Here is a 16,634-nt window from a genome sequence, read left to right as displayed (position 1 = left end):
CCTAAAGAGGGGTGCCTGCCTGCCTGGGAAACGGACCGCCTCGGCGCGACCATTCCGTGTATGGCCGCGACCACCGCCGAGCGCCCGCCGATCGGGCGCGTCTCCCCTCGGCAGATCGTCGTGCTCGTCCTCGCGAGCGCGCTGATGGTCGTCGGCCTCGTGGTGATCGCTCCCGCGCTGGCCGATCTCCCCGATGTCTGGTCCAAGCTCTCCACCGGACATCTCGGCTGGCTCACGTTCGCGCTGATCCTGGAGGCGCTGTCCTTCGTCGGCTACGCGATCCTGTTCCGCGCGGTCTCGATCGACCGCGACGGCAACGGCACACGGATCGGGTTCCGCGCGAGCACCGAGATCGCCCTCGCCGGCCACGCCGCGACGCGCCTGTTCGCGTCCGCGGGCGCCGGCGGCATCGCGCTCACGGCCTGGGCGCTGCGGAAGTCGGGCATGGAAGCCCGGGACGTCGCCGCCCGCATGACCACGTTCATGGTGCTGCTGTACATGGTCTACATGGGCGCGCTGCTGTTCGGCGGGCTCGGCATGTACGTCGGCCTGATTCCCGGAGGCGGCTCGTTCTCGCTGACGATCGTCCCCGCGATCTTCGGCGGCGCGGTGATCGCGTTGGTCGCGAGCGCGCAGCTCGTCCAGCCGGGCGAGAGCCGTCTGCGGCGCTGGCTGGCGCCGGTCGGCCAGGGCGTGCGCGACGCGCGCCGCCTGATCGCGTCCGGCAACGCCGGCCTGCTCGGCTCGCTGATGAAGTGGGGCTTCGACATCGCCTGCCTGTGGGCGTGCTTTGAGGCCTTCGGCGCCTCCCCCGCGTTCGGCGCGCTCGTGCTGGGCTACTTCATCGGCATGCTCGCCAACACGCTCCCGCTGCCGGGCGGCGTCGGCGGCGTGGACGGCGGCATGATCGGCGCCTTCATCGCGTTCGGGGTGGACCCGGGCACCGCGATCGTCGCCGTGCTCGCGTACCGCTTCTTCTCCTTCTGGCTGCCGATCGCGCCGGGCGCGGTCGCCTTCGCGACCCTGCGCCGCACGGTCGCCCGTTGGGAGGCCGAGGACGCCGGCGAGCGGGAGCCGGAGCGCCGCAAGCGCGAGCGCGCGCACCGCGGCGCGCTCTGCCACCAGTACAGTTGAGCCATGGAAGGCTTTGGCGGGTTCTTCAACGACCCAGACTTTCAGCGTCGAATGCAGGAGATGGCCGAGCAGATGCAGTCGGCTCAGACGCTGGCGTGGGCGGACAACGCGATCAAGCTCGCGGTCGACATGACCGTCGCAGCCATCAACCGCGTCAACATCCAGGGCACCACCGAGCAACAGGCTCAGCAGATCCGGTCGGTGATGGCGACCGTCTTCCCCGAGGCGGTCACGCTCGTGCGCGAAGCCCGTCAGGGTTTGCAATAGGGTTTCGCGGGCGCGCGGAGGTGAGCGCGCCCGGCTCGCGGGAAGGGCCTGAGGCCCATCGCTCGACGGATCACCGTGCACGTTCGCGATCGACTCGTGGCGCGCGGCGCTGCACGATGCGGGGATGTGGGGCCGCGGCAGCACGGTACGGCTGCTGCTCGCGCGCGGCGCGGACTCGCACGCCGGCTCCATCCACGGCCCGCCGCTCGGCTGGACGGCGTGGGGCTCGCGGGAGCTCCGCGGCGCCCCTGAGAGGCTCGACGGCTACCTGGAGGCGACAACCGCACTACTCGAGGCGGGGGCCCGCGTTACAGACGCCATGATCGAGCTGGCGGCCGACGAGGTCGCTGTGCGGCTGGAGGAGGCCGCCCGATGAAGGTCTGGGTCGTCGCGCTCGCGGCGCTTGCGGTGCTGGCCGCGTTCACCCCGCCGGCGGGCGCGGCGCCGAGCTGCTTCGGCGCCGCGGCGCGCGACCCGATGCTGCCGTGCGTGAACCCGTCGCTGCGCCTGAAGGTCACCCCGCACCCGCGCAACGCGCCGCTCGTGCGCGGCGCGCCGTGCACCAAGCTCGTGCCGGAGGGGCTCGTCGTGCCGTGCGAGTTCGGCGTGCTGAGCCCGAACGCCCGCGCCCACTTCGCGCTGTTCGGCGACAGCCACGCCGCGCACTGGCGCCCGACGCTCGCGGAACTCGCACGCGGGCTGCAGTGGCACGGCTACCAGCTCTCGCGCAACAGCTGCTCGCTGACGACGGTGCCGCTCGCGCAGCCCGAGCCGTTCTTCTCCGAGTGCGCGGCGTGGAAGCAGCAGGTCGTGGAGTGGCTGGACCGGCACCCCGAGGTCACGACGGTCTTCCTGGCGACCAAGACGCCCGGCCCGCGGGACTACGCGCCGGGGCCGATGCCGGCGTTCGAGGCGCAGGTCGCCGGGCACGTGCGGGCCTGGTCGTGGCTGCCGGCGTCCGTCACGCGCGTGTTCGTGATCCGCGACAACCCGTCCGCGCAGGTGAGCACGATGCGCTGCGTGCAGCGGGCGCTCAACCGCCGCCGCACGCCCGGCACCCACTGCGCGATCCCGCGCGCGACGGCGCTGCCGCCGGACCCCGTCGAGGTCGCGATCACGCAGGCGGACCCGTCGCGGTTCCGGCTCGTGGACCTCACCCCGCACTTCTGCGATGAGCGCAACTGCTATCCGGTCGTGGGTGGCGTCCTGGTACACAAGGATCTCAACCACCTCACGCGGCACTTCGCGGAGACGCTCGGGCCGTTCCTGCTGCGTGCGGTCGTCGGCTTCGCTTAGCGTGGTGGCGCTCGCGCTCGCGTTCGCCGGCTGCGGTGAGCAGCCCGCGCCGCCGCGCGCGACCCCGGCCCCGACCGCCGAGGGCTGCGCCGGCGCCGCGGCGCTCGCCAACGGCTGCCCCGAGCCCGACACCGTCGAGCGCAGCGGCGCCCGCGGCGCGCCGTGCGAGCGCGCGCAGCCGCTCGGCCTGGTCGAGCCGTGCGCCTTCGGCCGCGGGGACGAGACGTTCGCGCTGGTCGGTGACAGCCACGCGAACGCGCTGCGCTCGGCGTTCGCGGTCGCGGCCGAGCGGCTCGGCCGGCGCGGCTACGCGATCACCCGCAACGGCTGTCCGTTCGTCGCAGACGGCCGCCCGCTGCCGGAGCCGGCGTTCTCGGAATGCGCGACCTGGAAGCAGCAGGTGCCGCAGTGGCTCGCAGCCCACCCCGAGGTCAGGACCGTGTTCATCATCGGCTTGCCCCGCAACGCCGCCTCGCAGGACCCGGCGAACTGGCTCGCCGCCTGGGACCGCCTCCCGCCCACGGTGAAGCTCGTCGTGCTCCGCGACACGCCCGAGTTGCGCGAGGACACGCTGGCGTGCGTGAACGCCGCCACGGAGAAGCCGGGGTCGAGCTGCGCCGTCCCCCGCGACACCGCCCTGGCGCCCGACCCGGCGGTGGCCGCGGCCGGGCAGCGCCAAGCGCCCGTGATCGACCTGAGCCGTTACTTCTGCGACCAGCACCGGTGCTTTCCTGTCATCGGCGGTGTTCTTGCCTATCACGACCTCACGCACGTCACCCCGACGTTCGCCGCGACCCTGGGACCCTTCCTCACAGATGAACTTCAAGCGCTCGATTAGCCTCCTCATCGCGTTCTTCGCGCTGTGCGCGCCCGCGCACGCCTCGCGCACGATGGACATCGGCCTGCAGGACGACTTCGTCTTCCTCGGCGACAGCAGCGCCACCTTCACCCGCGAGGCGGCGATGGTGCGCGCCAAGGAGCTCGGCGTGACCAAGCTCCGCGCGAACATGATCTGGTCGCGCGTGCTCGCCAGCGGCCAGGCCAACCAGCGCTCCAAGCCTTCGCGCGTGCGCTACGAGCTCGGCGACTTCGACTTCCTGGTCGCGCTGGCCAAGCAGCACGACATGCGGCTGGAGTTCACGCTCACCGGTCCGGCGCCGCGTTGGGCGACGGCGGACCGCCGCGGGCCGTCCACGCGCGGGCCGTCGGCGAAGGAGTACGCGCGCTTTGCCTCCTTCGTCGCGCAGCGCTACCGCGGTGACGTCGAGCGCTACAGCATCTGGAACGAGCCGAACTGGCACTCGTGGCTGAGCCCGGCGCGGACGGCCGCCAAGCAGTACCGGGCGCTGTACCGCGGCGCCTACTCGGCGATCAAGCGCGCCGACTCGCGCGCGCAGGTCTCGTTCGGCGAGCTCGCCCCGCAGGCCCGACCGGGGGCGGCGTACGCGCCGCTGCGGTTCATGCGCGACGTGCTGTGCGTCGACACCCGCTGGCGCAAGCGCTCGGGCTGCGGGACCGTGCGCGCGGACGCCGTCTCGCTGCACCCGTACGACTACCGGCACTCGCCCACGTACAAGAAGATCCCGGCCGACGACGTCACGATCGGCACCGTCAGCCGGCTCACGAACGCGCTCACGCGCCTGCGCCGGGCCAAGGCGCTGTCGACCTCCAAGGGCCGCGAGCCCGCCGTGCACCTGACCGAGTTCGCCTACTTCGCGTCCGGCTCGCTCGCGTTCCCGCGCTCGACCCGCGCCCGCTACATCACGCAGGCCTTCGAGCTCGCGCGCAAGAACCCGAAGGTCTCCGAGCTCCTCTACTTCGGGCTGCTGCAGAACCCCGAGGTGCAGTGGAACACCGGGCTGCTGCGCCCCGACGGCTCGCCGGACGCCTCCTTCACCTCGCTGAAGGCGTGGGTGGAGCGGCAGCGCCGGGCCGGACTGCTCCGGCCCGGTGCCTGAGTCAGCTCACGGCTTGGCGGCCGACATCGCGTAGCCGACGCAGTCGGTGTGGCGCGGCTCACGCTCCCCGCGCGGGAGCTTGTAGCCGCGCTGCGCCATCACGGCGCGCAGCCGGTCCGGATAGTTGGTGATGATCCCGTCGACACCGGCGTCCATCAGCGACGCCATCGTCGCGGGATCGTCGACCGTCCACGGCACGACGGGCAGGCCGACGCGGTGCGCCTCGCGCACCAGCGCCGGCGTCGTGTACGGCACGTAGTTCGGGTCGCCGACCTTGCCGTTCTGCGGGTTGCCGTGCACGGGCGAGAGCGCGTCGGCGCCGAAGGAGTGCGCGGCGCGCACGTAGGAGCCGCCGAAGTCGTCGACGTCGATCCCGCCCAGCCACGGCGACGCGCCCGGCTGGCCGACCTGCAGGAAGTCGCCGTTGGTGAGCGCGACGATCGGCAGGCGCGGCATCACCTGCCGCCAGCGCATCAGGCTGCCCCAGTCGAAGCTCTGGATCGTGACGCGGTCCTGGACGCGCGCGCGGCGGATCTCCTGCGCCGTGATCTGGACGAACTCCTCGCGCGGCGCGGTCTCGTGCGGCGCGCCGGCCTCGACCTTGGTCTCGATGTTCATCCACGTGCGGTCGCCGCGCATGCACTCGGTGAGCGCGAACACCTGCCGCAGCAGCGGCATCTTGACGCCGCGGATGACCTCCTGCAGCGGGTAGTCGGCGAGCGGCTGGCCGCAGTCCAACGTCCACACCTGGGCGAGCGTGAGGTCCTTGATGAACTTGCCCACATACGGGAACTCCGGGTCACCCGCCGTGACCGGCGTGGTGTCCTTGCATTTCTGGGCGGACACGCGGCGGTCGTGCGTGACGACGGCGTACTTGTCCTGCGTGATCTGGACGTCGAGCTCGAGCGTGGTGACCCCGAGCTCCAGCGCCTTGCGGAAGCCCTGCAGCGTGCTCTCGGTCGTGAGCCCGAGCCCGCCGCGGTGGGCCTCGAGGTCGAACTGGCGCGGTCCGCCGTCGGCCGGCAACGGCCGGTCCCTCGCCTCGGCCGGGACCGCGGTGCAGAGCAACCCGCCCAACATCAGGGCGGCGATACGTGCGCGCATGCGCTTCCTCCTGAATTCAGAGGCCCTTCCCGCAGGGCCAGTGACCGCGGCGACGCTAGGCGAGCGGCGCGGGTATCCCGTGAAGATTCAGCGCCAGCGGTGCGCTTCGAAGCGCGCCGCGACCTCCTCCCGCGGTGGCGGGTGCGCGAGCACGTGCTGCACGCGCACGAGCGCCGCCGCGCCGAACAGCGCCGGCAGGCCGAGCTGGAAGACGCGGTAGCCGACAACCGCCGCCGTGGCCAGTGGGAGCGCCGTGCCGTAGGCGACGAAGGCGCCGATCAGGCCACCCTCGGTGCCGCCGACGCCGCCGGGCGTGGGGATCAGCGCGCCGGCGTGGCCGAGCGCGTAGGCCAGGACGAACACGCCGAGGTCCGGCGCGCCGCCGCCGAAGGCATGAAACATGCAGGCGAGGCTCGCGACGTCGAACGCGAAGTAGGTGATCGAGCCGACGATCAGCAGCGGGTCACCGTGCAGGACGAGCTGAAGCGACGTGCGCACCCCGTCGCGCACGAAGCCCCAGACGCGCCACACCAGGTGCCGCACGCGCCCGCTCTCCGGCTCCTGCGGCGGATCGCTGCGGCCGAACAGCACCACCAGCGCGAACAGCGCCCCGATCGCCGCGGCCGGGCCGAGCGTCCAGATCAGCGCGACTTCGCCGGGCAGCAGACCGATCGCCGTCAGCGTGCCGGCGACGATGATCGCCGCGAAGCTCACCGCGCTGGTGACCAGGAACAGCGCGGCGTGGCGCTGGGCGGCGAGGTCGGCGGGCACGCCGAGCCGCGTCAGCACGTACGCGCCGTAGGCCGGCCCGCCCGCGCCGCCGGCGGGCAGCAGGACGTTCGCGCCCTGCTCGGCCAGGCCGAGGACGAGCGCGCGCCGCCACGGCATGACGCGGTCGAAGGCCGACCACAGCGCGCGCACGAACCCCAGCATCGAGCCGATCCGGAACACGGCCGCGGCAACGATCCAGCCCGGCTCGGCCTGCGAGAACTCGGTGCGGACCTCGTCGATCCCGGGCAGCTCGGCGAGCGCCACGATCGCGAGCACGGCCACCACGGCGAAGAACAGCGCGCGCTTGCCGACGGCGCGGAAATCGATGCCTGCCTCGTGCGCTCTCGCCATACCGAAGGCGTAGGTTGGCAGCGAACCGATATCTGACTAAAGTCAGAGACCATGGAACCGGTCGCGCAGGTCCGCTCCTTCAACCGCACCGTGACTGAACGCGTCGGCGCGCTGATGGACTCCTACCTGGACCTCGGGCGCCCGCTCGGGGCCAACCGCGTGCTGTGGGAGGTGGGCGCCGTGACCGACGTGCGCGAGCTGCGCGCGCGGCTGGACCTGGACTCGGGCTACCTGAGCCGGCTGCTGCGCACGCTCGAGGCCGAGGGCCTGGTGACCGTGCGCGCCGGGGCCGACGACCGGCGCCGGCGCACGATCACGCTGACCGCCGCCGGCCGGGCCGAGCGCGCGCGGCTGGACGAGCGCAGCGACGACCTCGCCCGCTCCCTGCTGGAGCCGCTCAACGAGCGGGGACGCACGCAGCTGGTCGAGGCGATGCGCACGGTCGAGCGCCTCCTGACGTCGGGGATCGTCGAGCTGGCGGCCGAGGACCCAGCCGGCGACGGGGCGCGCGCGTGCCTGCAGCGGTACTTCGCGGAGATCGACGAGCGCTTCGAGGCGGGCTTCAGCGAGGACGTCGCGCTGCCGTTCGACTCGGGCGTGTTCGTGGTCGCACGGCTGCGCGGCGAGCCGATCGGCTGCGGCGCGCTCAAGACGGCCGACCCGCCGGAGATCAAGCGGATGTGGGTGGCGCCCGAGGCGCGCGGGCTGGGCGTCGGCCGGCGCATCCTGGCCGAGCTCGAGCGCCACGCGGTGCTGGAGGGCGCGACGGCGATCCGGCTCGAGACCAACCGCGCGCTGACCGAGGCGCAGGCGCTGTACCGCTCCTCCGGCTATGTCGAGGTCGAGGCCTTCAACGCCGAGCCGTACGCCGACTACTGGTTCACGAAGACTTTGACGCCGGGCACCGCGACGAATCCGAGCCTCCCGTAGGCGCCGCGTCGCCGCCCGGGCGCGAGGTGCGCGAGCGTCCGCACGCATCCTCTTGCGCCACCACACAGGGTCGCGCACCAGCGTTTCAGATTCGACCACCGGGGCGACACCTGCACGCGATGCCCGTCGCGTTCTTCGGTCTTCTGCTCGCCTGGGTCGCGGTGTTCGCGCCGTGGGCAGAGTGGGACACGCCCGCGCTGTGGGACCCGCGCGTGGAGGACGGCTTCTCGTTCCCGTACCTGCTCGTCGTGATCCTGGCCACCGCTCTCGTCCGTTGCCGGCCGGCCCGCTGCGTCGCGGGTGTGACGCTGATCGCGCTCGCCGCGCGCGCGGGTCTCCACCTGGCCCTCACCGGCGGCCCGTGGGTCGAGACCGCCCCGGACGCGGGGCTCGTCCTTGCCGCCGCCGGCGGAGCGGCGCTCGTGGTGAGCGGGTTCTCGACGATGTGGCTGGCGGTCGCGCTCGGGCCGCTGACGGCCGTCCTGCTGTGGCCGAGCGATCCGGTGCCCAAGGGCAAGCTGGATGTCATCGCCACCGACGGCGCCGAGGCGATCTGGTTCGACGGCGGCGACACCTACTTCAGCCAGCGCGGGTTCGTGCAGGTGATCACGCGCGGCACGGAGCTTCCCGCCGTCGCGCGCGAGGACCTCGAGCTGGTCGCGGCCTCCGGCGGCGCGCTCTTCGGTCTCTCCGAGCGCGACGGCACGGTCGTGCGCTTCGGTGCCGGAGATCGACCGCAACCGCTCGGTCAGCGCGCGTCCAGACTGGCCCCGGCGCCCGGCGGCGGGGTCGACCTGCTCACCGAGGAAGGGCTGCTGCGCTGGCGTGACGGATCGCTGCGGCCCGTGGTCCCGGGCATACGCGCGCGCGACTTCGCCGTCGGCCCGGACGGCGCCGTGTACTTCGCCCGCGAGGGCCGGGTGGTGCGCGTCGATCCGGCCGCGCGGTCCGAGACAGTCGTCGCCGACCTCGACGCGACGCGCGTGGCCGTCGGCCCCGACGGCACGGTCTACGTCAGTGACCGTGTGCTCCCGCGCATCGTCGCCCTCCGCGACGGACGGCGCTTCGTCGTGGCGGGAACGGGTGTGCGCGGCACCCATCGGGGCGACGGGCGCGCCGTGAGCGCGCGGCTCGGCTTCGTGCGGTCGCTGGCCGTCGACGCGGACGGGGACCTCTACATCGGCGAGACGGACCGCCTTCTGCGCGTCGGTGGGCCGCTGCTCGGCGGCCGCGCCGGCGCCGGCGACCCGCCGCCGCAGCCCGCGTGCGACGCGCTCGGCCGCTTCGCCCGCGCCACGCTGACGGGCCGCGACGTCGGCGCCGCCGCCGCGCGCGTGCGGGCGACGATCCCCGGCGAGTTCGAGGACCCGGCGCGCTCGGTCGAGCGGTTCTGGGAGCAGGGACCGCCGGGCGGCCGGATCGGGACGTTCGCCGAGGAGCGTTGCGGGTTCGTCGGTGGCTACGCCGTGACCGACGACGAGGCGCGCGCGTTCTGCTCCCAGGCGGCCGGCGGGCTCCCGCCGGCGCCCCGTTCGCTCGGCGTCGTCACGCGCGAGGCCGCGACGCGCTTCGCCTTCCGCGCCTGTCTGATCCGGCTCCCCGAGGCCCGGTAAACTCCCCAAAACCAGACCCCCTTTTAGGAGGAGACACGATGGGCCTCACCATTGGCGATACGGCTCCAGACTTCGAAGCGGAGACCACCGAGGGCACGATCAAGTTCCACGAGTGGCTCGGTGACTCGTGGGGGGTGCTCTTCTCGCACCCGCGGGCGTTCACCCCGGTGTGCACGACCGAGCTTGGCTACATGGCGTCGATCAAGCCGGAGTTCGACAAGCGCGGCGTGAAGATCATCGGCATCTCCGTCGATCCCGCCGAGAACAACGTCGGCTGGTCGAAGGACATCGAGGAGACGCAGGGCACCGCGCCGAACTACCCCATCATCGGCGACAAGGACTTCCAGGTCGCCAAGGCCTACGGGATGCTCCCGGCCGAGGTCGAAGGTGAGGCCACCGAGCGCACGCCGGCGCAGAACCAGACGGTGCGCAACGTGTTCGTGATCGGCCCGGACAAGAAGATCAAGCTGCTGCTCGTGTATCCGATGACGACCGGCCGCAACTTCGACGAGGTCCTGCGCGTGATCGACTCGCTGCAGCTGACCGCCACCCACGCCGTCGCCACGCCCGCCCAGTGGCAGCCGGGCGAGGACGTCATCATCGCCGGCTCGGTCTCCAACGAGCAGGCCAAGGAGAAGTACCCGGACGGCTGGGAAGAGCCCAAGCCGTACATCCGGATCGTGCCGCAGCCCGCCTAACCGAGGCTGCGCCAGAGGTGCACGACGGCGTACGCGCGGAACGGTCGCCAGCGTTCCGCGTCCACCGCGCCGTCGTGCAGCGCGTGGCGCACCCCGAGGTCGGTTCCGAGCCACGCGTCGCGGTCCTTGAGGGCCCGCATGTTCACGTAGGTCTGCGTCCACGCGCCGACGCCGCGCAGCTCGATCAGCCGGTCCAGCGGTTGCCCGGCCAGTGAGCGCAGCGTGTCGCGCCGGGTGACGGGCATCGCGAACGCGCTGTCGGGCGCTTCGGCGATCGCCTCCAGCGTGGGGAACCGGTGCGTGACGGCCCCCGAGGGCGCGGCGAGCGGCTCTCCCACCGCCTCCACCAACCGTCCCGCGTGGGTGGCCGCGGCCTGGATCGAGATCTGCTGGCCGAGCACGGCCCGCACCGCGATCTCCTCGCCGCTGACGCAGCCTGGCACGCGCGTGCCCGCGTCGTAGCCAGGCAGGTCGATGCGGGCGGCGATCTCGGCCGCGGGCGCGTCGAGATCGAGCAGTCCCGACACGTCGTGCGTGGCCTCGAACCCCTCGGGATGCGGGTGCAGCTCGACGACCTCGCCGCTGGGCAGGCTGCGCCGGTACACGCCGTCCACATACTCCTCCACGCCCGGCACCATGCGGCGGACGAGGAAGTCGAGCAGCGCCGCGCCGTCGTAGGGCTGCTCGGCGGCGCGCAGGATCACGTGGCGGGTTCGGCGGCCTTCTCCGCCTCCCGCTGCGAGCGGCCCGCCGCGATGACCTCCTTGAAGGACTTGAAGCGGAAGATCCGCACGACGGCGAACAGCCCGATCAGGAACGTCAGCGCCGCGATCGCGATCTGCTGGCCGACCGAGTACGCGGCGACGGTCGCGCCCGAGCCGAAGACCGTGACCAACAACGCCTGCTGCACGCCCGCGCCGCCGGGCGTGAACGGCACCAATGCGGCGATCGCGTTCACACCGAGCACGAGCAGCACGTTGCTCACCGACCCGCCGACGTTGAACGCCTCCAGCAGGCACCAGAAGGCCGCGAACCGGCACAGCCAGCCCGCGAACTGCACCAGCCACACCTCGCGGAAGTAGCGCTTGCGGTCGAACACGATCGTCAGGCCCTGGCGCACGCGTTCCCAAAAACGCCGCACGCGCGCCGACAGCAGCGCGAAGCCGACCATCACGCCGATGCCCAGCACGGTCAGCAGGAACAGCGTGAAGCGCGGGTTGGAGGCGAAGAAGGCGAGGTCGAAGGCCGGCAGCGCGGAGAAGTCCGGCGGCTTGGGGAACACGCCCTGGCTGAACGCGTACGCGAGCACGGGCACCGCGATCGTGAGGTCGAAGATGAACTCGATCGCGAACGCGGCGCCGACCGCCGGGTAGCTGGCCGTCGGCACCGAGGACCTGGTGAGGAACAGCCGGATCACGTCGCCGCCGCGCGCCGGGATGACCGAGTTGAAGCCGTAGCCTGCGAAGTACGCGCCCCACACGCGCCTGAACTCGATCTTGACGTCGGGATAGGCGGCACGCAGGATGTGGAACGACGCGCGTGCCCGCAGCGTGAGGTAGGTCGTGAAGAAGACCAGCGCGAGGAACAGCGGGATCCACTGGACGGCGGCGAAGTTCTCGAAGAACGAGCCGACGGCGTCGAAGAACGACGAGAAGGAATCTCCGATGCTGGCGTAGGTCACTGCCCTCTAGCGTGCCACGCGCAGCGGTGCGATGAAGAGCGCGGCCGTGGCGGCGAGGATTCCGGCGCCGAGGAAGCCGAGCCGCGGGTCGGCGTGATAGAGCGGCAGCCACATCAGCGGAGCGACCGCGTTGCCGGCGAACTTGAACGCGCTCACGACCGACGTCCCGCCCGCCCGATTGCCCGGCACGGCCTCCACCGCGAGCACGTTGATCCCCGCCCACACCAGCGCGGAGCCGAGCCCGACCGCGAACCAGATCGCGCCCAGCGCGAGCGGCGAGGGCGCGATCCCCATCGTCACCACGAGCGCGGAGCTGATCGCGATCCCCACGAGCGAGACCGGGACGCGGCCAAAGCGGTCGACGGCGTCGCCCGCCGCCCGGCCGAGCAGCATGCCCGCGACCCCGAATCCGGCGAGCAGCACGCCGCGCATGATCGAGCCGACGCTGAACGCGTCCGCGGCCTCGACGGCCACGAGGAAGCCGATCCCCGTGACGCCCGCGTAGGCCGTGAACGCGGCGCCGCTGAGCAGCCCGACGCGGCGTGTCAAGACGGCGCGCAGGCGCGGGGCCTCGTCGCGCTTCTCCGGGTCCGCCGGCGGCATCAGCGCCAGGGCGACCGCGACCGCCGACTGCACCAGGAACACGAGCCGCCAGTCGAACGCGCCCAGCAGCCCGCCGCCGAGCGGCGCGAGCGCGACCGCCGCCGTCTGCACGGCGGCGAACGTCCCCACGGCGCGCCCGAGCTGGCGCGCGGAGACGAGGTCGGCGAGCCCGGCCAGCAGGAGCGGCGTGAGGAACGCGTTCGCGCAGCCCTGCAGCGCGCGGATCACGAGGAAGCCGCCGAGGCTCGGCACGAACGCGGCCGCGAGCGACAGCAGCGCGTAGGCGAAGTACGCCGTGCGCACCACGCGTCGCCGTCCCAGCCGCTCGCCGATCGTTCCGGACACCAGCTGCAGCACGGCGAACGGGATCAGGTACGCCGGGATCGTCGCGGCGACGCCGGCGGTCGTCGCGTCGAACGCGTCGCGCAGCTGGGGCACGAGCACGGCGACCACACCCCCGCCGAACGGGCCGAGGAAGCCACCGATGTAGAACGGGAGCGTCCGCACGCGTCGATCCCTACCCTGCCACGCTCGTGTTCCGGCGTAAGGCCACAGCTCCCGACGGGTCCCGGTGGACGCTCGGCCGCCGCTGGCTGCCGCGCCGCAAGCGCATGGAGGGCGTCGACACGGGTTCCTTCGAGTTCCCGGACCTCGGCTCCGCCGACGACATCCTCGGCGCGATCCTGCTCGTCGTGTTCGGCGCGATCGCGATCCTGTTCCTCATCGTCACGCTCTTCAACGTGGTCGTGCTCGCCATCGAGCTCACGATCCTGATCCTCGGCCTGATCCTCGGGCTCTTCGCCCGCGTGGTGCTGCGCAAGCCGTGGACGGTGTTCGCCAAGTCGGGGCCGTGGCTGGAGGAGCGCCAGGTGGTCGGCTGGCGCGCGAGCCGGCGCCTGCTCGACGAGCTCGCGGGCGAGATCGAGTCAGGCCGGCTTCAGCTCGCGCTGGACGACCGGCGACGACTGGATGATTGACGTCGTCGTCTGGCCGTAGGGCGTGAAGCGGTCGATGACCTCCTCGAGGTGCTCGACCGACGCCACGTGGACCTTCATGTAGAAGCAGTCCTCGCCGGTCACCCGGTGGCACTCGGCGACCTCCGGCGTGGCCTGGGCGACCTCGGCAACCTTCGGGATCTGGCGCGGGGCGGGGCGCATGCGGATGATCGCGGCGAGCGTGAAGCCGAACGCGCGCGGGTCGACCGCGGTCCGGTAGCCGGTGATGGTGCCGTCGCGCTCGAGCCGGGCGAGTCGCTCGGCGACGGCCGGGGCGGAGAGGCCGACGCGGCGGCCGAGCTCGGCCTGACTGAGGCGTGCGTCGCGCTGGAGCTCTTCGAGCAATCGAAGGTTCGTCGCGTCGAGTGCCCCGTTGTCCGAAGGCATGCAGTGGAGAATAGCTTCGATCGGCCATTCCGTCGGCGCGTTGCGCCGACGATCCTGTGTGGCGCTCATGGCCGCTCGCCTCCCGTTCGTCGTCAGCGCGATCTTCCACTACCTCGGCCCGGCGTTCGCCGTGCTGCTGTTCGTGCGCGTCGACGTGCTCGGCGTGGCGTGGATGCGGATCGCGGCCGCGGCGGTGGTGTTCGCGCTCTGGCGCCGGCCGTGGCGCCTGCTGCGCAACCGCGACGTGATCCTCTGGGGCGCGGTCCTGGCCGCGATGAACTGCTGCTTTTACCTCGCGATCGACCGGCTGCCGCTGGCGACCGTCGCGGCGATCGAGTTCCTGCCCGTGATCGCGCTCGCCGCGCTCGGGATGCGCACCAAGCGCAACTACGCGGCGCTGGCGCTCGCGGTCCCCGGTGTGTACCTGCTCACCGGCGTGCACTTGGAGGGCGAGCCGCTCGGCGTCGCGCTCGCGCTGGCCAACGCCGGGCTGTTCGCGGCCTACATCGTGCTGGCGCACCGGGTGGCGTCGACCGGCGCGGGCGTGGACGGCCTGGCGGCGTCCATGCTGGTCGCACTGGTGTTCGTCACGCCGATGGCGGGCTGGGCCGCGATCCCCGCGCTCGGTGACCCGATCGCGATCCTGGCCGGCATCGGCGTCGGGATCTCCTCCTCGGTGATCCCGTACGTCGCCGACCAGATCGCGATGAAGCGGCTCTCCCGCGCCGGCTACGCGCTGATGGTGTCGCTGCTGCCCGCGACGGCGACGGTCATCGGCCTGCTCGTGCTCGCGCAGGTGCCGTCACTGCGGGACGCGCTCGGGATCGCGCTCGTCATCGCGGGGGTGGCGCTCCATCGCGAGCCCACACCTCCGCCAGCCGCACCACCACCGCCGCGGCCGCGGCCATCTCCTGCAGCGACGCCCATTCCCGCGGCGAGTGGTAGTCGTGGCCACCCGTGAACAGGTTCGGCGTCGGCAGGCCCATCGCGCTCAGCCGTGAGCCGTCCGTGCCGCCGCGGATCGGGGTGCGGATGAGCTGGATGCCCTCGGCGCGGATCGCCTCCTCGGCGGCGGTCACGGCCTGCGGGAAGGCGTCGATGTAGCGGCGCATGTTCGGGTACTGCGCCGTCACCGCGACGTCGAGCCGCGCGCCCGGGTGACGGGCGACGATTTCCTCCGCGGTGGAGCGCAGCCGCGCCGTGTGCGCGTGGAGCTGGTCGTCGTCGAAGTCGCGCACGATCGCGCGGACCTCCATGCGCCCGGAGCCCCCGGCGAGCTCGTAGACGTGGATGAAGCCGTCGCGGCCGTCCGTGCGCTCGGGCGTGAGCTCGGGCGGCAGCGCCGCGACGACCTCGGCCGCGATCCGGGTCGCGTTGACCAGCACGTCCTTCGCCCAGCCCGGGTGCGCGTCCACGCCGTCGATCGTGAGGACGACCTCCTCGGCGCTGAACGTCTCGTCCTGCAGCTCGCCGAGGTCGGAGCCGTCGAGCGTATAGGCGCAGACGGCGCCGAAGCGCTCGACGTCGAACAGCGTCGCGCCCTCGCCGATCTCCTCGTCGGGCGTGAAGCAGATCCGCAGCGTCGGGCGCGGGAGCTCGGGATGCGCGGCGAGGTGCGCGACCGCCGCCATGGTCTCCGCGACGCCGGCCTTGTCGTCGGCGCCCAGCAACGTGTCGCCGGACGAGGTGACGATGTCGCCGGCGGACGCCTCCACGACGATCCCGTGGCGCGGCAGCTCGATCGGGCCGCCCGGGTGATCGCGGTGCACGAGCGGCTCGACCCCGGCGCCGGGCGCGTCCGGGCTGGTGTCCACGTGCGCGATCAGGCCGATCACCGGCCCGGTGCCCGCGAGGGTCGCGGTCACATAGCCGTTGCCGTCGAGCGCGGCGTCGTCGAGCCCGATCGCCTGCAGCTCGTCGACGAGCAGCCGCGCGAGGTCGAGCTGGCCGGGCGTGCTCGGGGACCGGGTGCGCTCGCGCGCAGACTGGGTGTCGATGCGGACGTAGCGGAGGAAGCGCTCGAGCAGGCCGGGGGCGAGCGCCTCGGCCAGGGGCGAAGTGAACGTCACCCGTCAGATCATGGCTCAGCGACCCGCTCGATGCGGGTCCAGCCCTTCCAGCCCCGCTCCTGCAGGATCTCCCGCAGCCGCTCGGCCATCGGCGCGGCCTCGGCCGCGGCCTCGTCCAGCAGGTCCACGAACGGGTCGTCGAGACCGTCGTCGGCGTCGACCTCGCCGGCCTCCAGCGCGCGGCGCATCTGGCGCTCCATGATGTCGGCGATCTCGACCACTCGCGGGTCGTCGACGTCCCAATCGAGCGCCTGCCCGAGCAGGCGGTAGAGCCGCACCATGTCGGGATCGTCCAGCTCGGAGTGCTTGTGCGCGATCACCTCGTCGATCTGCTGCGGCCACTGGGCCGCGAGCACGATCCAGGTGTCGCGCTCGAGCTCGACGTACCGCTCGTCGACGCCGAGCGCGCGCACCCGCTCCAGGTAGCCGACGACGCTCTGCGGCAGCGCGAGATGCTCGCCCGCCGCGAGGCCCGCGATCCTCCGGCGGTTCTCCTGCAGGCGCCGGATCTCGGCCCGCAGGTGCCGGTCGACCTCCTCGACGCCGCGTGCGAACTCGTCCGGCCCCGCGTCGAGCAGCTCCTGGACCCGGGCCAGCGGCACGCCGGCGTCGGCGAGCGTGCGGATCCGGATCAGCCGCACGACCGCCGCGGCGTCGTAGATCCGGTAGCCGGAAGGCCCGCGCTCGGGCTCGGGCAGCAGCCCGATCTGGTGGTAGTGGCGCACGGCTCGCACCGTCACCCCGGCGTGCGCCGCCAGCCGGCTGATCGTGAGCATC

At 72.7% G+C, this 16,634-nt stretch carries 18 protein-coding genes and 1 pseudogene; 11 read left to right on the top strand and 8 right to left on the bottom strand.

Going from position 1 to position 16,634, the window contains the following annotated elements; genetic code table 11:
• Window positions 1-60 precede the first annotated feature (60 nt).
• From OJ962_RS05700 to OJ962_RS05675, 6 genes are all read left to right on the top strand, one after another.
• Window positions 61-1,134 (top strand): lysylphosphatidylglycerol synthase transmembrane domain-containing protein, encoded by a 1,074-nt coding sequence (locus OJ962_RS05700; RefSeq protein ID WP_202956150.1) that lies wholly within the window; start codon window positions 61-63, stop codon window positions 1,132-1,134.
• Between the two features lie 3 nt (window positions 1,135-1,137).
• Window positions 1,138-1,401 carry a hypothetical protein gene (locus OJ962_RS05695; protein ID WP_202956149.1) on the top strand — a complete coding sequence of 88 codons (264 nt, stop codon included), beginning with the start codon at window positions 1,138-1,140 and terminating at the stop codon, window positions 1,399-1,401.
• 124 nt (window positions 1,402-1,525) lie between these two features.
• Window positions 1,526-1,777, top strand: coding sequence for a hypothetical protein (locus tag OJ962_RS05690; protein ID WP_202956148.1), 252 nt, complete (start codon window positions 1,526-1,528; stop codon window positions 1,775-1,777).
• Window positions 1,774-2,697 (top strand): SGNH hydrolase domain-containing protein, encoded by a 924-nt coding sequence (locus OJ962_RS05685; RefSeq protein ID WP_202956147.1) that lies wholly within the window; start codon window positions 1,774-1,776, stop codon window positions 2,695-2,697. Before OJ962_RS05690 ends, OJ962_RS05685 begins: the two co-directional genes overlap by 4 nt.
• A 4-nt stretch (window positions 2,698-2,701) precedes the next feature.
• On the top strand, window positions 2,702-3,535 hold the full coding sequence (locus OJ962_RS05680) for an SGNH hydrolase domain-containing protein (RefSeq protein ID WP_202956146.1): 834 nt from the start codon (window positions 2,702-2,704) through the stop codon (window positions 3,533-3,535).
• Window positions 3,513-4,655 (top strand): hypothetical protein, encoded by a 1,143-nt coding sequence (locus OJ962_RS05675; protein ID WP_202956145.1) that lies wholly within the window; start codon window positions 3,513-3,515, stop codon window positions 4,653-4,655. Before OJ962_RS05680 ends, OJ962_RS05675 begins: the two co-directional genes overlap by 23 nt.
• 6 nt (window positions 4,656-4,661) lie before the next feature.
• Here OJ962_RS05675 and OJ962_RS05670 read toward each other — a convergent pair whose 3' ends face one another.
• The gene (locus OJ962_RS05670; RefSeq protein WP_202956144.1) at window positions 4,662-5,759 is read right to left on the bottom strand and encodes a glycerophosphodiester phosphodiesterase family protein; all 1,098 of its coding nucleotides are present in this window, start codon (window positions 5,757-5,759) and stop codon (window positions 4,662-4,664) included.
• Window positions 5,760-5,846: 87 nt separating this feature from the next.
• On the bottom strand, window positions 5,847-6,881 hold the full coding sequence (locus OJ962_RS05665; RefSeq protein ID WP_202956143.1) for a lysylphosphatidylglycerol synthase domain-containing protein: 1,035 nt from the start codon (window positions 6,879-6,881) through the stop codon (window positions 5,847-5,849).
• Between the two features lie 51 nt (window positions 6,882-6,932).
• Here OJ962_RS05665 and OJ962_RS05660 point away from each other — a divergent pair, with 51 nt between their 5' ends.
• The 3 genes from OJ962_RS05660 to OJ962_RS05650 all read left to right on the top strand — a co-directional run bounded on the left by OJ962_RS05660 (window position 6,933) and on the right by OJ962_RS05650 (window position 10,122).
• Window positions 6,933-7,811 carry a helix-turn-helix domain-containing GNAT family N-acetyltransferase gene (locus OJ962_RS05660; protein ID WP_202956142.1) on the top strand — a complete coding sequence of 293 codons (879 nt, stop codon included), beginning with the start codon at window positions 6,933-6,935 and terminating at the stop codon, window positions 7,809-7,811.
• 119 nt (window positions 7,812-7,930) lie between these two features.
• Window positions 7,931-9,424 (top strand): NHL repeat-containing protein, encoded by a 1,494-nt coding sequence (locus OJ962_RS05655; RefSeq protein ID WP_202956141.1) that lies wholly within the window; start codon window positions 7,931-7,933, stop codon window positions 9,422-9,424.
• A 38-nt stretch (window positions 9,425-9,462) separates the two neighbouring features.
• Window positions 9,463-10,122 carry a peroxiredoxin gene (locus OJ962_RS05650; RefSeq protein ID WP_202956140.1) on the top strand — a complete coding sequence of 220 codons (660 nt, stop codon included), beginning with the start codon at window positions 9,463-9,465 and terminating at the stop codon, window positions 10,120-10,122.
• Here OJ962_RS05650 and OJ962_RS05645 read toward each other — a convergent pair.
• Genes OJ962_RS05645 through OJ962_RS05635 form a run of 3 tightly spaced genes read right to left on the bottom strand, consistent with a single transcriptional unit; the run spans window position 10,119 to window position 12,913 of the window.
• On the bottom strand, window positions 10,119-10,826 hold the full coding sequence (locus OJ962_RS05645; RefSeq protein ID WP_202956139.1) for a DNA-3-methyladenine glycosylase family protein: 708 nt from the start codon (window positions 10,824-10,826) through the stop codon (window positions 10,119-10,121). The genes OJ962_RS05650 and OJ962_RS05645 overlap by 4 nt on opposite strands.
• Window positions 10,823-11,803, bottom strand: a complete 981-nt coding sequence (locus OJ962_RS05640) for a lysylphosphatidylglycerol synthase transmembrane domain-containing protein (RefSeq protein WP_202956138.1) — start codon at window positions 11,801-11,803, stop codon at window positions 10,823-10,825. The genes OJ962_RS05645 and OJ962_RS05640 overlap by 4 nt, the downstream gene beginning before the upstream one ends.
• A gap of 6 nt (window positions 11,804-11,809) precedes the next feature.
• Window positions 11,810-12,913 carry an MFS transporter gene (locus OJ962_RS05635; protein WP_202956137.1) on the bottom strand — a complete coding sequence of 368 codons (1,104 nt, stop codon included), beginning with the start codon at window positions 12,911-12,913 and terminating at the stop codon, window positions 11,810-11,812.
• A 26-nt stretch (window positions 12,914-12,939) separates the two neighbouring features.
• Between OJ962_RS05635 and OJ962_RS05630 the strand changes: the two genes are divergently transcribed.
• On the top strand, window positions 12,940-13,383 hold the full coding sequence (locus tag OJ962_RS05630) for a hypothetical protein (protein ID WP_202956136.1): 444 nt from the start codon (window positions 12,940-12,942) through the stop codon (window positions 13,381-13,383).
• Here the strand turns inward: OJ962_RS05630 and OJ962_RS05625 are convergent.
• Complete coding sequence (locus OJ962_RS05625; protein ID WP_270006230.1) at window positions 13,333-13,788, bottom strand: Lrp/AsnC family transcriptional regulator; 456 nt, start codon at window positions 13,786-13,788, stop codon at window positions 13,333-13,335. The genes OJ962_RS05630 and OJ962_RS05625 overlap by 51 nt on opposite strands.
• Between OJ962_RS05625 and OJ962_RS34260 the strand changes: the two genes are divergently transcribed.
• Window positions 13,787-14,749, top strand: coding sequence for an EamA family transporter (locus OJ962_RS34260; protein WP_407697494.1), 963 nt, complete (start codon window positions 13,787-13,789; stop codon window positions 14,747-14,749). The genes OJ962_RS05625 and OJ962_RS34260 overlap by 2 nt on opposite strands.
• On the opposite strand, the pseudogene pepT reads toward OJ962_RS34260, so the two are convergent.
• Together pepT and OJ962_RS05610 are read right to left on the bottom strand one after the other, a co-directional pair.
• Window positions 14,706-15,857 (bottom strand): annotated as a pseudogene (gene pepT / locus OJ962_RS05615) (peptidase T); the annotation flags it as partial. The gene OJ962_RS34260 and the pseudogene pepT overlap by 44 nt on opposite strands.
• A gap of 8 nt (window positions 15,858-15,865) precedes the next feature.
• On the bottom strand, window positions 15,866-16,633 hold the full coding sequence (locus tag OJ962_RS05610) for a MerR family transcriptional regulator (RefSeq protein WP_202956133.1): 768 nt from the start codon (window positions 16,631-16,633) through the stop codon (window positions 15,866-15,868).
• Window position 16,634: the final 1 nt, after the last annotated feature.

It is taken from the genome of Solirubrobacter deserti, assembly GCF_027587175.1.
GTDB classification, from domain to species: Bacteria; Actinomycetota; Thermoleophilia; order Solirubrobacterales; family Solirubrobacteraceae; genus Solirubrobacter; species Solirubrobacter deserti.
Note: the sequence above shows the minus strand (reverse complement) of the source record. Positions and strands in the feature narration are given on the sequence as shown.

What these genes read in the sequence shown, in the direction of transcription:
- OJ962_RS05675 (WP_202956145.1), top strand. Translation starts at nt 3,513, where the DNA reads ATGAACTTCAAGCGCTCGATTAGCCTCCTCATCGCGTTCTTCGCGCTG.
- OJ962_RS05660 (WP_202956142.1), top strand. Translation starts at nt 6,933, where the DNA reads ATGGAACCGGTCGCGCAGGTCCGCTCCTTCAACCGCACCGTGACTGAA.
- OJ962_RS05650 (WP_202956140.1), top strand. Translation starts at nt 9,463, where the DNA reads ATGGGCCTCACCATTGGCGATACGGCTCCAGACTTCGAAGCGGAGACC.
- OJ962_RS05690 (WP_202956148.1), top strand. Translation starts at nt 1,526, where the DNA reads ATGTGGGGCCGCGGCAGCACGGTACGGCTGCTGCTCGCGCGCGGCGCG.
- OJ962_RS05625 (WP_270006230.1), bottom strand. Translation starts at nt 13,788, where the DNA reads ATGCCTTCGGACAACGGGGCACTCGACGCGACGAACCTTCGATTGCTC.
- OJ962_RS05700 (WP_202956150.1), top strand. Translation starts at nt 61, where the DNA reads ATGGCCGCGACCACCGCCGAGCGCCCGCCGATCGGGCGCGTCTCCCCT.
- OJ962_RS05685 (WP_202956147.1), top strand. Translation starts at nt 1,774, where the DNA reads ATGAAGGTCTGGGTCGTCGCGCTCGCGGCGCTTGCGGTGCTGGCCGCG.
- OJ962_RS05655 (WP_202956141.1), top strand. Translation starts at nt 7,931, where the DNA reads ATGCCCGTCGCGTTCTTCGGTCTTCTGCTCGCCTGGGTCGCGGTGTTC.
- OJ962_RS05665 (WP_202956143.1), bottom strand. Translation starts at nt 6,881, where the DNA reads ATGGCGAGAGCGCACGAGGCAGGCATCGATTTCCGCGCCGTCGGCAAG.
- OJ962_RS05610 (WP_202956133.1), bottom strand. Translation starts at nt 16,633, where the DNA reads ATGCTCACGATCAGCCGGCTGGCGGCGCACGCCGGGGTGACGGTGCGA.
- OJ962_RS05695 (WP_202956149.1), top strand. Translation starts at nt 1,138, where the DNA reads ATGGAAGGCTTTGGCGGGTTCTTCAACGACCCAGACTTTCAGCGTCGA.
- OJ962_RS05670 (WP_202956144.1), bottom strand. Translation starts at nt 5,759, where the DNA reads ATGCGCGCACGTATCGCCGCCCTGATGTTGGGCGGGTTGCTCTGCACC.
- OJ962_RS34260 (WP_407697494.1), top strand. Translation starts at nt 13,787, where the DNA reads ATGCAGTGGAGAATAGCTTCGATCGGCCATTCCGTCGGCGCGTTGCGC.